Here is a 14883-nt window from a genome sequence, read left to right as displayed (position 1 = left end):
GTCAACTAATTAACAAGGTTTATAATGAATACCAATAAAAATGGGCTAAAGCTCAGCTATTTAAGCGCATGCTTAGTCAGTTTGTTTAGCAGCCACGCTATGGCTGCTGAACAAACCCCAAAGGATGACAGCGTAAATAATAGCCCTATAGAAAGATTGGCAGTGATTGGCTCGCGCCAAGCTTATCAAGGCAATTTTAGCCCTTTAGAAACACCGCAATCAGAATTAAAAATAGATTTAGAAGCGCTTGAAAACGCAGGTGCTATAAATTTAAATCAAGCGCTTGGTTTATCGGCATCGGTAGCGCGTCAAAATAACTTTGGCGGACTTTGGAATAGCTTTGCGCTACGCGGCTTTGTAGGCGATGAAAACTTGCCAAGTAATTACCTTGTTAATGGGTTTAATGCCGGGCGTGGTTTTGGTGGCTCACGTGATTTGTCGGGTATTGAATCGGTTGAGGTGTTAAAAGGTCCACGTGCTGCTTTATTTGGCCGTGGTGAACCTGGCGGTACAGTAAATCTCGTTACTAAGCGCCCAACGTTTGATACAAGCGGCGAGCTAAAGCTAAGCGTAGGCAGCTTTGACACCTACCGCGCTGATGTAGATTACACCACACCCCTTAGCGACGACGTAGCAATTAGACTGGTTGGTTTTTATGAAGACGCAAAAAGCTTTCGCGATACAATAGAGACAACTAAACAAGGCTTTAGCCCATCAATAACATGGAATATTAATGATAATAGCCAACTAATATATGAGCTTGAATACAGCGACCAAGAGGTCCCTTTTGATAGGGGCGTATTAGCCATAGATGGCGAACTTGGTTTAATACCACAGAGCCGCTTTTTAGGTGAGCCAGGTGATGGCCCAATAGAGGCTGACGTACTTGGCCATCAATTAGAGTTTATTCATGACTTTAATGATAATTGGAGCGTATTGCTGGGCGCTAACTACCGTGATACTTCGCTTGAAGGGTTTGCTACCGAAACTGGTTTTGCAGGTGTTGTTGATGGTGAAGTAAATCGCTTTAGGCGCTACCGTGATTACAATGCAAAATATCAGGTATTTAGAGCCGAAGTGACAGGTAATTTAGAGGTTGCAGGGTTGGATCACCGTTTAATAATTGGTGTTGATTCTGATAAGTTCGAAAATGATCAATTTGTTCTTCGTGTACGTGGCGATCAGTATATAAATGTTTTTAATCCTGTATATGGAGCATATGAGTTACCTACGCCAACGGCCAATACCGATAAGTTAGAAGTCCAAGAGTCGTTAGGTGTATTTATACAAGACCAAATAAGCCTAACCGATAAGCTTGATGTACGTATTGGTATACGTTTTGATGACTACCAGCAAACACTTAATAATCGTTTAGCTGACACGCAATCAAAACAAAATGAGTCACGTGTTAGCCCCCAGTTAGGTGTTGTGTATGAGGCGAGCGAGTTTGTATCTGTTTATGCCGCTTATGGCGAAAACTTTAGGCCTTTATCAGGTACTGATACAAATGGCGATGGGTTTGAACCAAATCAATCTACTTCAACAGAGTTGGGAGTTAAATTTACTTTAAACGATGGCGCTTTATTTGGCACTATCGCGATGTTTAAAGTAGAGCAAGACAACATGCTGGTGGTTGACGATCCCACTGCATTTACTTTTGCTGCAATAGGCGAAGCACAAAGCAAAGGCATAGAGATTGATATAAACGGTGAGCTAACGGATGATGTGAGCCTATGGTTATCGTATGCGTATGTTGATGCAACTATTGAAAACTCATTTTTTGATGCTAACTTTGGCTATACCGTTGAAGCGGGTAGTTCTTTATTAAATATTCCTAAACATCAACTTAGTTTACAGCTTGTTAAATCAGCCGAGTTATATGGCAAAGCAATTAAGTTTGGCGCAGGTTTAGTTTATGTAGACTCACGAAACGGCTTTTTTGGTACCGATTTTGAGCTACCAAGCTATACAACAGCGCGTACGTTTATAGATGTTGATGTAACTAAGGCAATTGGCTTGCGTGCAGAGGTAGATAACCTGTTTGATGCAACCTATTATACTAACTCATTTGCTGATGCATGGGTTCAACCGGGCACACCCAGAAGTGTAAGGCTATCTGCAACGTATAAATTTTAAACGTAAGCTAAAACGATACTAACAAAAAGGCTGCTTAAATTAAGCAGCCTTTTTGCTTAGTTAAAAACTTAGCTAAAAACTTAGTTAAAAACTCGATTAAAACGGTGCATAGCCGTCGTTCGTTTTTTTAGGGTTAATCCAGCGCTGTTTAGCATCAATAGGAATGCGTGGTGCACCTTGTGCTGGTAATCGCCCGCGTTCTCCATACAACCACAAAACAAAATTAGTTCGCTCACCACTGGTTATAGGCTTTGCTGCGTGTGCAATATTGCCACGATGTAACATGGCAGTGCCGGGCTTAAACGTAAGTGATTTAATGTCGCCTGTGTACGGGTGATAAAAGTCAACTTCTGACCCTGTAAACTCTTCGCCTGGTAAGTTTAAGTTAATATTAAGCGTTACGGCAGATGCATCGGTATGTGGGCGAATTGACGAATCTGTGTTTGGCTCATAATAAATAGAAAAACCAAATGTTTGTGTATCAAACCCCGTAACCTCCGGGAACAGCATACGCGAAATAGGGCGCATGTAAGTGTTTAGTATTTCGTTATAAAACGCTTGAAAGCTTGGCGCTGCTAAATAACCTTCTGATCGGCTATCAAGCATGGCACCACGGCGATTTAACGCTATGCCATATGGTGGGCGCATAGGAATTTGCGAATTCCATACTTGTTCTAAATACCCGCGTAATACGGCAAGGCGCTTTGGATCAAAAAATTGAAATTGAAATACATCAGGCGCTACTTCGTGTAATAACGCTTTTACGGCCAGCTCTTTTGATGGATCTTCCCATGCTTGCTTTACTGCTTCGCGTAGGTTTTTATCAAGTAGTGTGTAGTCAAGCGTAAACGTTGAGCCATCTATTGATGTTGTTTCCCATTCGCTCCATGCGTTTGTAATTAGGTCGGTGTTGCTATTCCAAAAGTGTTGTACTGCTGGTTCACGGTAAAGCATGGCTTGGCGTGTTGGTAACTCTAGAGCACGCGCTAGTTGTAATTGGTTGGCAAACATTTTGTGTAACTCCAGTTGTTGAATTTGGTTTATATCAATTTAGGAGTGCAATTTATTGCATTTGATTTAGTAGATAAACAGCCTGCTTTAGGAAACAGAATATACTATTTATTGATAATGAAGGTTTGTATACTTTTTGAAGCAGAGAAAGCTAGCTTTGTAGATAAGCAAAAGGCTGCACAATATGCAGCCTTTTGTTGGTGTAATTTAAGTTGCTTAATAAATACTAGTGGGTTGCTCTGTCGCCCCAAATATCTTCTAGGCGGCTATCGCGACCACAACGCCAACGATAAGTGTTGTATCGGATTGGGTTGTTTTTGTAATAATCTTGGTGAAAGCTTTCCCTCCCTTTAATAGGGTAAAAGGTGCTTGCGTTTAGTATAGGTGTCACCACCGTTTGATTAGGAAACTCGGCTACAACAGCTGCTTTTGTTTTTTCAGCTAATTTACGTTGTTCGTCGTTTTCTACAAAAATAGCGCTTAAGTAACTCGGGCCTTTATCGCAAAACTGGCCTCTGGCATCAAAGGGATCAATATTAACCCAGTAATGATCAAGTATGCCCTTATAGCTTACTATGGCTGGGTCGTAAGTAATTTCTACAGCCTCGTAATGGCCTTTATGATTACCATTGTATGTCGGGTTTTTAAGTTTTCCGCCAGTAAAGCCCGATATTACATCGGTTACGCCTTCTAGCTTTTCAAAGTCACTTTCCATACACCAAAAACAACCTCCAGCTAAAACGGCTTTTTCGGTTTTAGCTGCATGAGTAAATGTGCTAAACAATATTGCGGCAGATGTTAATGCGAGTGCGAGTGATTTTTTCATAAAATTATCCACCTGAAGTGTGAGTTTAAATACTTATGAAGTTAGACCCGCTAAGTGCTAATACTATTTCATTGTAGAGGCATAGTTTTAGCTGGCTAACTTATATATGGTGCAAACTAATGTGCTTGTGATGTTTTATAAACGTAAAGCGGGTATTTAGATCACTTTTTAGTTAGTAGCATTGTTTAATTAGTTTAGCCAAATAAGCGTTATTTAATGGGGTGTTGAATTATGCTGGCTTGTTCATTAAAGTGACAACATTCGAGATATAAATTAGCAGGTGATAAATGAACCAGTTAACTGAAAAATCAATAAGCTGCCCTTATTGTGGAGAAAGTATAGAAGTATTACTTGATGCAGCAGATATTGATGAGCAATATATAGAAGACTGCCAAGTATGCTGTAAGCCTATTTCGTTTGTAGTATTTGAAGATGAGGACGAGTTAAACGTTAATGTTTACAGTGAAGACGAAGCATTTTAACTCGTTAATTAGATATTAGGCTGCAAAATTGCAGCCTTTTTATTGTGTATGTGTTTGGTTAGCTATTTTGCTCACGCGCTAGCTGGTTAGGAAGAAGTTCTTCTACTATTTCGCGTGCTGGAAGTGTATAGCGTGTGCCGTCAAACATTACTGAGGTAAACTCGTTAATATTAGTAATGCCTGTTAAGGTCCAGCCTTCGCCGCGCTTTGGGCAATATACTGTGGTAGTGGGTTGTATTACTTGAAAATCGTCACTCATTACGTTCTCTTACTCTTTTTGCTTTAAAGATAATGCTTGTTAATGGGGTATGGTAAGTTAATAATGTGTGCCTATAAAGAGCTAATTTAACTAACCACTTAAATAAAATGTTTAATACCACAAAGCTTGAACGCGTTACGCTGCGTTTAATTACCCACAAACACGCTGCGTGTTTATTTAATATTTTAAACCACCCGCATGTGTCAGAATTTAACGACTACGAAACACCGCTCAGCAAAACACAAATCAAACAATTAATACAAGATGATATTAGTGCCTACTACGAAGGCGAAGTGATTAGAGTGGCAATTGAACATAATATATCTGGAAAGTTAATGGGTACTTGTGGGCTTTATAATTTAACACCGTGTAAAAGTAGTGCGTTTATAGGATTTGAGCTGCACCCCGACTTTTGGGATAAAGGCGTAATGTTTGAAGTAGTCACCGGTTTTATTGAAGCGCTACTTAAGGAAATTGCGCTTAAACATTTATCGGCTGAGGTGAGTGCACACAATGCACGTTCCCATAATCTACTTATTAAGTTAGGTTTTAGCTTAAGAGAAAATTCTATTTGGCATAAATCACTTTAACTCAATACTACAATTATAAGTGCTTACCTTTTTTCAATCCTGAAAGGTCAACGCCTCCAAGTGTAAATTAAATACAAAAAATAACGGCTTTCTATTATAGTTAAGCGTAAGCAAATGAATTTGTTACCCGTGTTTTATTAAATATTTACGCTTAACAAGGATTTTATATGCTAGAAAAACTATCTCAAGATGCGCTTGTTATTTGGGCTACCATTGACCCAATAGGTACTATGGCGCTGTTTGCTGCGCTTACTTCTCATTTAACAGATCAACAACGTCGTAAAACAGCCTTTAAAACGGTCCTTTATGCTGGTTGCGTACTATTGGGTTCTATTTTAATAGGGCAGCTAATACTTAATGCGATGGGAATTAGGTTGGTGTCGTTTCAGTTAGGGGGCGGAATTATATTGTTTTTGTTTGGCCTGCAAATGATATTTGGAAACGATTCTAACAAAGCTAAACAAGACCCCGATCACGATATAGCAGTGTTTCCGCTAGCTATACCTGCAACGGCGACTCCTGGCGCTATTTTGGCGGTGATACTACTTACCGACAATCATATTCACCCAATTACTACTCAAATAGGCACAGCGCTTGTTACAATTGGTGTGTTGGGTATTACATTAATATTGTTGCTGCTTTCGGGTAAAATAATTAAGCTTATTGGTACTGGCGGCGCGTCTATTTTAACGCGTGTGATGGGGATGATTTTAGCCGCGTTTTCGGTTGAGCTTATTATGACCGCGCTTGAAATAAAACAATGGGTTAAGCTCGATTAAATAACTCCTAAATATTTAAAGGAATGCCGCATGGCAATAAAAATAACAAAACACTATTTTATTAATTTAAGTTTAGCCGTAGTCATTTTTGCTATCGGTATTTTAGCCATACGCTATTACAACCATTATGTATCGGCCTATACAGACGTAACAATTAACTCAAGCGTGCTTAATGAGTCGCGCAAAGTGTTTATAAGATTACCCGCTAATTACAATCCTAAAAAAGCGTATCCGTTAATTATTAAAACCGATGGTAACTTTAATTTAGATACATGGGACAAAGCACTTACAAAACAAGCTAAGAGCGAAAAAGGGGATAAGGCTATATTGGTGTCTATTCCTAATTTGTTTTTTACAGATACACGTAATCGCGATTTAGTGCCACCTTATGCTCGCCAAGATGTAAATACACAAGCGCGCCCAGAGGGCGAAACACTTATAGAGCCTAATGGTGAAGCCGACAAGTTTTTAGCGTTTATTGAAACTGAGTTATTCCCGTATTTATCGGCAAAATATAAGCTTAGTAATAACCGTGTATTAAGTGGTTTTTCGGCCGGTGGCAGCTTTGTACTTTATACACTGCATACAAGGCCTGAACTGTTTAATGGCTATTTTGCATTTAGCCCAGCGGCTTGGTATGACGACATGACAGTGGTTAATAATGTAGAAGCGTTTTTAACTACTCAAGCTAACAAAGTTAAGGCGCCTACTTATTTATATCTTTCGGTGGGTGGGGCAGAGCATCCGTTAATGTTAAAAGCGTTTAATAATTTAGAGTCTGCTTTAAAAGCAAACCCTAATAATAACCTTGCGTGGCAAAGCGCTATAAACGAAGGTGCTGAGCATTCAGATAATCCACCACTTAGTGTATCAAAGGCATTAGCTGGTTATAGTGCGTTTATTAAAAAGTAGGTTAGATAGGTTTAAGCGGCAACTGTATGTATATACAGTTGCCGCTGTTTTGTGTATTTAGAATGCTCAATCAGCTTTATAGCACTTTACTTAGTTTAATATTATTAACGACTTACAAAGGAAAGTTGGTTTAATTTATATTTGCACAGGAAACACGAATGCTGTGTTTATATACAGTGCGTAGCTATTGAGTTAGAATGCAGTACGTACCTATGAGCATATACACATCTATTTGTTACTGCTTTTAATCAGCTTTGTGATCAGTGATAAGCAGTGTAAGTACTTTGCAATTTCAATATAATTTCACCATCTTTTTACACTCTTAATGCAGTTAATATAAATTAGCTGGTGGCTTTATAGTAAAAGAACACATCATACTAAATATTACTATAACGCTATACTTAGCAATAGAGTTAAATTAGAAAAAGTAATCAGGTAGGTAGTGCAAATAATAAAGCGGGAGGTTTAGGTAAAAAAGAGCATTTATAAAAGTGCTCTTTTGTAAGTTATTACTACTTTGCTTTGGTCGGTTTAAAAAATAATACCAGTGCAATTATAAATGCTGAAACGCCACAAATTATAAATACGTTTTTTTCACCACCAGGTATGTATTGCATAAATGAGGTAAAAAACTGACCCGAGAATACAGCCATCGTAAAGTACGATAAATTACGGCCTCGTACTTTCACATCACTGAGCTCTACCGTCATATGGTTTAAAAGCGGAATACTAAAACCAAATCCTATACCTATTAATATTGCGCCTAAAATTAAAAGTAGGGTGCTTACTTGTGTAAAACAAATATACGATAAACTAAACGCTAAAAAGGCAAATGCCAAAACCTTGGGCTCACCAAGCTTCTTTGTTATTTTAGGCATAAAGCCTGCAGTAACTACAGCCACTAAAGATATAAATGCGAGTAGTTGGCCTATTTGTGACTCATTAAAGTTTTCCTCGTTCATTGTAATGGGCAGTAAAACAGTAGACGTAAAAAATATGGTCATCGCGAGTGTTGAAATTACATAAACGCTTTTTAACGAGAGGCCATTGTTAGCTTTGTGGTGTATATGTTCTGACACTTCATCGCTATTACTAGCCAGTGAGTTTTTACTTGGCACAAATAATAAAAGCATAGCCAAAAATACCCACGCTATTAAATAAAGTGAAAATGGCAGTGCCCAAAATTGCGACGCTAATAATCCGCCTAAAAATAAAAATATAACACCGCCTAACTCTATCGCCATGCCTTGTTTTGCAATCATGCCAAGGCGTGCTTCGCCTGTGTACCAAGCAGAAATTAAAACCGTACAACTTGCCATTACCACAGCAGTTATACCGCCGAGTAAAAATCGATTAGCAAATACAAGCGTTGGGCCTTTTAAAAAGTAAGCACTGGCACCCGCAACCCCATATAAAAATAACCCAATTACTAAAAGTTTATAAGCTCCGTATTTATCTATTAATTTTCCTGCTAGCGGCGCAAAAACCACAGCGCCTAACGATGGCAACGTAATTAAAAGTACGGTGCTATCGGTTATACCTAATCCTTGTGAAATACTTACTAAACCTGGCGCAAGTAGGGTTCCCACCATAATAGTTAAGCTGGCAATACACAGTAATGTAAAGCTACCCGCTGTTTTTAACATACCCATTTTTACTCCTTAAGTTTTAAGCTATTACTTTTTAGCAAATGAATTAAAAATGCCACTTAGCAAAATAAATATAATGCTTACAGCAACAACGCCAGGCCATTGATAAAGTGCAAATGCTTTAACACCAACCATTGAACCAACAGCGCCTCCAATGTAATAACCCAGCATGTAAATTCCATTTATGCGACTTTGCGCAGTGGGGTCAATACTAAAAACACGCACTTGGTTAGCCACTTGCGCACTAAATATGGCAAAGTCGATTAAAATAATGCCAATAACTAACGACGCTAAACTGCCATTAAACAAACCTGTAATAGCAAAGCCGATTGCCGCAAGCGTAAGTGCAATCATAATTAGAGCTTTAGATCCCAGTTTGCTGACCCATTTACCCGACGACTTAGCGCCAATTACGCCAGCCAATGCTATTACACCAAATAAACCGGCTTGTTGAGCGTTGTAGTTAAATGGCTCGTTACTTACATAAATTGCAAGTGTTGCCCAAAGCACATTAAATGATGCAAACCAAAATGCACCCGAAAGTGTAAAGTGCTGCAGTGATTTATGTTTAATAAACAACGCCAACGTACTTTTAATGAGAGGCCAGTAACGCAAATTAGTGTGTGGCTTATTGCCAGGTAAAAACACGCGCAGTAATATACCAAATACCGCTGCAAGTACTGCCGACATTAAAAATACACTTCGCCAACCAAATTGCTCACCTACAAACCCATTTAACGTTCTTGAAAGTAAAATACCGATGGTTAAGCCCATCATTAATGTGCCTAACGTGGCACCTTTTTGCTCGCTCGATACAAGCGATGCTGCAAAGGGTATTAATTGCTGGGTTATATTGGCGCTTACACCAATTAAAAATACCGATATAAGTAATAAAGGTAAGTTAGGTGCAAGCATTGCTGCACTACAAGCCACTACTAATAAGCTCGACAAAATAGTAATTAAACGCCTGCGAGCAATCGAGTCACCCAAAGGAGAAATAAATAATAACGCAAACGCGTAACCAATTTGTGTAAGCGCGGGAATACTCCCAAGCTGCGAATCAGTTAAATTAAATTCGTTCGCTATAAGCGGTAAAATAGGCTGGTTGTAGTACAAGTTTGCTGCTGTTGCTGCAATTGCAGTGGTCATTAGTAATAAAATAAATCGACTTAATGACTGATTTTGTTTGGGTTTGGTCATAGCTGTCTTGTGTTGTTAACTCATGCCGCTATGGTATGAGTTCTTTACCTATAACAAAAATGATATTATTTTATAGAATCTATACAGATAATGCATTTAAGGTGCATGATGGATATTAAAACATTAAAAAGTTTTGTCAGCGTGGCTAAGCATCAGAGTTTTTCAGAAGCGGCCAAAGAGCTACACACCGTGCAACCTGCAATAAGTAGGCATATTGCTCAGCTCGAAAGCGAGCTTGATGTTGTGCTGTTTATAAGAAACTCACGCGATGTTGCAATAACTCAAGCGGGTGAGCAGCTATTAAAAGATGCACGCGCTATTTTGGCTCTAGCTGACAAAGCTAAAACTCAGGTTAAACGTGCCCACAACGGGCAGGTAGGTACACTTAATATTGCGCACTTAAGCTCGGCATGTTTAACCTTTATGGCAGCACTGGTTCGAGAATATAAACAGCAATACCCAAGCGTGCACGTTACATTGTTTGAAATGACTGCAACTGAGCAGATACATGCGTTTAAAAATGATTTAATTGATGTGGGTTTTTCACGGCCTTTACCTGATTCAATTAATGATGAATTTGTAAGTCATACTATTTATGTAGATTCATTGGTGGCCATCGTTAATCAAAACCATGCGCTGGCAAATTATAAAAATATTGATTTAGCTAAGCTAAAAAATGAACCCTTTATTATTTTTAATAGAGAGGAAGCACTTGGTCTTTTTGATGAAACCATTTTGCAATGCAAACAAGCTCATTTTTCACCGAACATTATTAGCCAACCTAGGCTTATGCAAACATTAGTTACTGAAGTGGCTGCTGGCCTTGGTGTGGCAATTGCGCCTTATTGCGTACGTAAATTATATAGTGAAGGGTGCCATTTTATAAAACTGAGCGACGTACTCACGCAAATCCCGGTGCTATTACAAATTAAAAAAGCAGATACCAATGCGGCTGTTAATGCATTTGTTGAAATAGCCTTAAATGCAAAATTGAGTATTGAAAAAAGTATGGCAGAAAAAAAGCCCAGTTAAAAAAGTTAAAAGGGCTAAAAGGGTTGTGCTTAGGGAAGTTGTAGTCGTTTTTAACTTATATTTAGAGCTTATATTTAGAGCTTATATTTAGAACTTATATTTAGAACTTATATCTAAAACCAAATGCTATACCGTCATCTTCCGACTGCTCCATTTGTGCTTGTTGATCGTCGTTATCACTTTCAAAGTCGCTAAAGTCTTTACGCGCTTCTACGTAGGCAATAGTGTCTTCGTCAATTAAGTAGTGAAGGCCAATAACAGCAAACTGACGCTTAAATACATCGTCTGGATCGGCGTTAAAGTTTGGCTGAATTACGTAGTCATCACCTGCATCAAACACGTTGTAGGCAATAAAAGGGCGAAAATCGTTATCAAAGCGGTAAGATGCAAATGTTTCTACACCTATTGCGTCATCAATTAAGCGACCAATATTATCGGTGTCGTGGTTTTTGTTTTTATTTATGTTGGCAGCAACGTAAAGGCCGGGCTTATCAATATTGCCCCACATAATGCCTGCACCGTAAATTAAATCTTCAACATTGCGAGTAGAACCATCGCCAAACGTTAAATCAAACTCGCCACGGTTAATACCCGCTGTAAGCGTGAGCATATCGGTAGGGGTATATGTTACAGATGCACCAAATGTGTAGTTAAATTCAACTTCTTGGGCTGCACTATCGCCAGAGTTCCATAGCGTTTCGCATTCTTCTTCTGAAATATCGCTTACGTCACAGGTATAAAATTCGCTGTTTTTAAGCTGCGCTTGTACTGCAAAACTAAAATCGTTATAGCTATTGCGGTACTGCACTAACTTATCGCCACGGCCAGTGCCATTTACAGCGCCATCGTCTTTGTTATAGGTGTAAACGCCAGCTGCATTACCATCCCATACAAAGCTATTATTTGTGCCATAAACTACGTCGTACCATGCACCCCATTGTTTACCAATGGTAAGTTGACCATACTTTTCGTGTGAAAGGCCTGCGTAACCTAAACGGTTATACAAAAACTCGTCCTGAATTGACTCAAAACGATTGTTATAAATTATATCGCTACTGCCTACAGGGTTTACACCCCATTCTACGAGTGCAAGGGCAGTCCAGTCTTTCTTGAGCTTTCGGGTAAAGCCAAAGTTAATGCGCGAAGTACCGTTAACAACTTCGGTTTCGTTTTGTGTGTTAATTACACGCACATCAAGATATCCACCTACTTTTAGAGTGTTTTTATCATCTTTGTATAACTCTACCGCCGAAACAGCGGGTGCTAATACAATACTTGCGCTAATCAGTGTCGCTAATTTTTTGCTCATCTTGTGTGTTGCCCTGTGTAAATTTCAGTGTTTTTACGTAGGTAAAAATTCAGGTTCGAAGATTAACAAAGCAATAAACGGCTCAAAAGTGAAAAAAAATCAACAAAATTGGACGGCAAACTTAATTGACATTCACTCGAGGTTAATTTTGTTTTTCAGGTGTTGCTGAGGTTTGTTTTTTTAGTTGTTTTGTAGGTAAAAAGGATTGGTAATAAGTGGTGTGTTAAAATTCTAATTTGAATTAATTTCATCTTGGTTAAAAAATAGCGACTAGTGCAAAAGCTCTAAAAGTGCTTTATTTTCATAAATATAACTTTTTATTGTTATAGGTTGTACAAAAATGAGTTAAGTAAACACACAAACACGTTAAAAGTGTTTTTACTCTAGGGTCTGTTGATCTTTGCGGATTGAAATTTGTTCAAACTAGGGGCTATTTAATTGCGGCGCGAAGTTTGTAACCTAGTGGGCTAAGTAAAAACCGAGCAAAGCTTCCGCGTCCTGCTCACGCCCCTTACCTACATCCATGTAGGCAACAAAGAGTAAATAGCCCCTAGGAAGAACCCTTTGGGCAGCGCCTGTTTGGCATTAATGCTACGTTATCGCCCATTTATGGGGAATAACCACACTGTATAGGCTCTGCCTTGCCTAAATACCAAACAGACTGCTGGAAATTCAACCTTAAAAGATCAACAGACCCTATTTATATACCAAATTCTAAACGCTCATATTGGTTTATTATGAATGTATTTATGAATTTTAATTTATCTAAGTTGAATAACAATTTGCAAAAACACTAAATCTAATTTGTTATTTTAATTACGAGTAGCTCAGTGATAATAATTGCCTTAAACGACGAGGTTTGCCTTTAAACTTTCATAGAAAAACAGGCCATTTTGGTTTAAACTGCGCGCAATTTAAATACATCATTACTCCTTTGGAGGGTAGCGCTATTATTAGTACAGCTAATGTCACCATGCAATTTGGTGCTAAACCATTATTTGAAAATATCTCAGCAAAATTTGGCGACGGAAACCGTTACGGTTTAATCGGTGCAAATGGTTGTGGTAAATCAACATTTATGAAGATTCTAAGTGGTGAGCTCGAAGCGTCTTCAGGTAATGTAAGTACTGATCCAAATGAACGTGTTGCTAAACTAAACCAAGACCAGTTTGCCTACGAAGAATACTCAGTAATTGATACTGTGATCATGGGTCACAAAGAGCTGTGGAAAATAAAACAAGAACGCGACCGCATTTACTCTTTACCAGAAATGAGTGAAGACGACGGTATGAAAGTAGCCGATCTTGAAACTGAGTTTGCTGAAATGGATGGTTACTCTGCTGAATCTAAAGCAGGCGAGCTTCTATTAGGCGTAGGTATTGGCACAGACCAACACTTTGGCCCAATGTCAGAAATTGCACCTGGTTTTAAACTACGTGTGCTACTTGCACAGGTGTTGTTTTCAGACCCAGATATAATGCTACTTGATGAGCCTACCAATAACTTGGATATTTACACCATCAAGTGGTTAGAAGACGTGTTAAACCAACGCGACTGTACCATGATAATCATCTCGCATGACCGTCACTTTTTAAACTCTGTGTGTACTCACATGGCCGACATTGACTACGGTGAGCTACGTATTTACTCAGGTAACTACGACGAATACATGTTTGCAGCAACGCAAGCACGTGAGCAACTACTTAGCGAAAACGCGAAGAAGAAAAACCAAATTGCTGAACTTCAACAGTTTGTATCACGTTTCTCTGCTAACGCATCTAAAGCTAAGCAGGCAACATCGCGCGCTAAACGTATCGACAAAATTCAGTTAGACGAAGTTAAAGCGTCTTCACGCCAAACGCCGTTTATTCGCTTCGACCAAGAAAAGCAGTTATTCAGAAACGCGCTTGAAATGAATAACTTAACGCAAGGTTTTGAGGACAATACGTTGTTTTCTGGACTTGAAGGTTTAGTAGAAGTTGGCGAACGTATTGCTATTATTGGTGAAAATGGTGTTGGTAAAACAACATTACTTAATACATTAGCAGGGCGCTTAGCTCCTAAAGCCGGTGAGTTTAAGTTCTCTGAAAACGCGAACATTGGCTACTACGCGCAAGATCACGCAGATGAGTTTGCAACCGACATGAACTTGTTTCAGTGGATGGAGCAATGGCAACAAGAAGGCGACGACGAGCAAGTGGTTCGTAGCTTCTTAGGTCGTATGCTGTTCTCTCAAAACGATATTAAAAAGTCAGTTAAAGTAATTTCAGGTGGTGAGCAAGGCCGCATGCTGTTTGGTAAAATTATGATGCATAAACCAAACATATTGCTAATGGATGAGCCAACCAACCACATGGATATGGAATCTATTGAAGCGCTTAACTTAGCACTTGAAGCCTACGAAGGCACATTAATGTTTGTATCGCACGATCGTCAATTTGTATCATCGGTAGCTACCCGAATTTGGGAAGTTAAAGATGGTAAAATCATTGACTTTAGAGGCAACTACGCAGAATACCTAGCGAGTAAAGAAGCTTAATTAGCTATTTACACGTTAGCCCTAAAAAGCCATGTTTAAACATGGCTTTTTTTGTTTTTGTGGCTTTGTATTAGTCGCAATTAATATGGCTTTGGGTATAATACCCGGCTTAAACAGGACATAAGTCCGCTATTTTAAAAATACATTACTGAGGAGTAT

Annotated in this window: 13 protein-coding genes; 7 read left to right on the top strand and 6 right to left on the bottom strand. The window is 38.9% G+C overall.

The annotated features are described in order from the left end of the window. The first annotated feature begins 24 nt into the window (after positions 1-24). Positions 25-2136: a TonB-dependent siderophore receptor gene (locus tag GQR52_RS12335; RefSeq protein WP_165728650.1), complete on the top strand. Its 2112-nt coding sequence runs from the start codon at positions 25-27 to the stop codon at positions 2134-2136. A 96-nt stretch (positions 2137-2232) separates the two neighbouring features. Here the strand turns inward: GQR52_RS12335 and GQR52_RS12330 are convergent, their stop codons facing one another. Further along, positions 2233-3147: a 2OG-Fe(II) oxygenase family protein gene (locus tag GQR52_RS12330; protein WP_165728649.1), complete on the bottom strand. Its 915-nt coding sequence runs from the start codon at positions 3145-3147 to the stop codon at positions 2233-2235. 226 nt (positions 3148-3373) lie between these two features. After that, complete coding sequence (gene msrA / locus GQR52_RS12325) at positions 3374-3973, bottom strand: peptide-methionine (S)-S-oxide reductase MsrA (protein ID WP_165728648.1); 600 nt, start codon at positions 3971-3973, stop codon at positions 3374-3376. Positions 3974-4260: 287 nt separating this feature from the next. On the opposite strand from msrA, the gene GQR52_RS12320 reads away from it, so the two are divergent. Continuing rightward, the gene (locus GQR52_RS12320) at positions 4261-4455 is read left to right on the top strand and encodes a CPXCG motif-containing cysteine-rich protein (protein ID WP_024593951.1); all 195 of its coding nucleotides are present in this window, start codon (positions 4261-4263) and stop codon (positions 4453-4455) included. A gap of 58 nt (positions 4456-4513) precedes the next feature. Here GQR52_RS12320 and GQR52_RS12315 read toward each other — a convergent pair whose 3' ends face one another. Then, the gene (locus GQR52_RS12315) at positions 4514-4714 is read right to left on the bottom strand and encodes a hypothetical protein (RefSeq protein ID WP_007586727.1); all 201 of its coding nucleotides are present in this window, start codon (positions 4712-4714) and stop codon (positions 4514-4516) included. 107 nt (positions 4715-4821) lie between these two features. Between GQR52_RS12315 and GQR52_RS12310 the strand changes: the two genes are divergently transcribed. The 3 genes from GQR52_RS12310 (at position 4822) to GQR52_RS12300 (ending at position 6995) form a co-directional block, all read left to right on the top strand. Next, positions 4822-5304 (top strand): GNAT family N-acetyltransferase, encoded by a 483-nt coding sequence (locus GQR52_RS12310; protein WP_165728647.1) that lies wholly within the window; start codon positions 4822-4824, stop codon positions 5302-5304. A 167-nt stretch (positions 5305-5471) separates the two neighbouring features. Next, entirely contained in the window at positions 5472-6083 is a 612-nt protein-coding gene (locus tag GQR52_RS12305; RefSeq protein WP_010552776.1) for a MarC family protein, read from the top strand. A gap of 30 nt (positions 6084-6113) precedes the next feature. After that, positions 6114-6995 carry an alpha/beta hydrolase-fold protein gene (locus GQR52_RS12300; RefSeq protein WP_010552777.1) on the top strand — a complete coding sequence of 294 codons (882 nt, stop codon included), beginning with the start codon at positions 6114-6116 and terminating at the stop codon, positions 6993-6995. A gap of 512 nt (positions 6996-7507) precedes the next feature. On the opposite strand, the gene GQR52_RS12295 is transcribed toward GQR52_RS12300, so the two are convergent. Both GQR52_RS12295 and GQR52_RS12290 read right to left on the bottom strand, forming a co-directional pair. Beyond that, positions 7508-8647 carry an MFS transporter gene (locus tag GQR52_RS12295; RefSeq protein ID WP_165728646.1) on the bottom strand — a complete coding sequence of 380 codons (1140 nt, stop codon included), beginning with the start codon at positions 8645-8647 and terminating at the stop codon, positions 7508-7510. Positions 8648-8671: 24 nt separating this feature from the next. Beyond that, the gene (locus GQR52_RS12290) at positions 8672-9844 is read right to left on the bottom strand and encodes an MFS transporter (RefSeq protein WP_165728645.1); all 1173 of its coding nucleotides are present in this window, start codon (positions 9842-9844) and stop codon (positions 8672-8674) included. 108 nt (positions 9845-9952) lie between these two features. Between GQR52_RS12290 and GQR52_RS12285 the strand changes: the two genes are divergently transcribed. Further along, positions 9953-10876, top strand: coding sequence for a LysR family transcriptional regulator (locus GQR52_RS12285; RefSeq protein WP_165728644.1), 924 nt, complete (start codon positions 9953-9955; stop codon positions 10874-10876). 100 nt (positions 10877-10976) lie between these two features. On the opposite strand, the gene GQR52_RS12280 is transcribed toward GQR52_RS12285, so the two are convergent. Next, entirely contained in the window at positions 10977-12185 is a 1209-nt protein-coding gene (locus GQR52_RS12280; protein ID WP_010552780.1) for a porin, read from the bottom strand. A gap of 949 nt (positions 12186-13134) precedes the next feature. Here GQR52_RS12280 and GQR52_RS12275 point away from each other — a divergent pair. Beyond that, positions 13135-14724 carry an ABC-F family ATPase gene (locus GQR52_RS12275; protein WP_076916407.1) on the top strand — a complete coding sequence of 530 codons (1590 nt, stop codon included), beginning with the start codon at positions 13135-13137 and terminating at the stop codon, positions 14722-14724. Positions 14725-14883: the final 159 nt, after the last annotated feature.

Origin of the sequence: Pseudoalteromonas sp. 31A1, from assembly GCF_011378815.1 — a bacterium.
In the GTDB taxonomy this organism is placed as follows: domain Bacteria; phylum Pseudomonadota; class Gammaproteobacteria; order Enterobacterales; family Alteromonadaceae; genus Pseudoalteromonas; species Pseudoalteromonas arctica.
The sequence above is the reverse complement of the archived record's forward strand: the minus strand, read 5'-3'. Positions and strand labels throughout refer to the sequence as shown.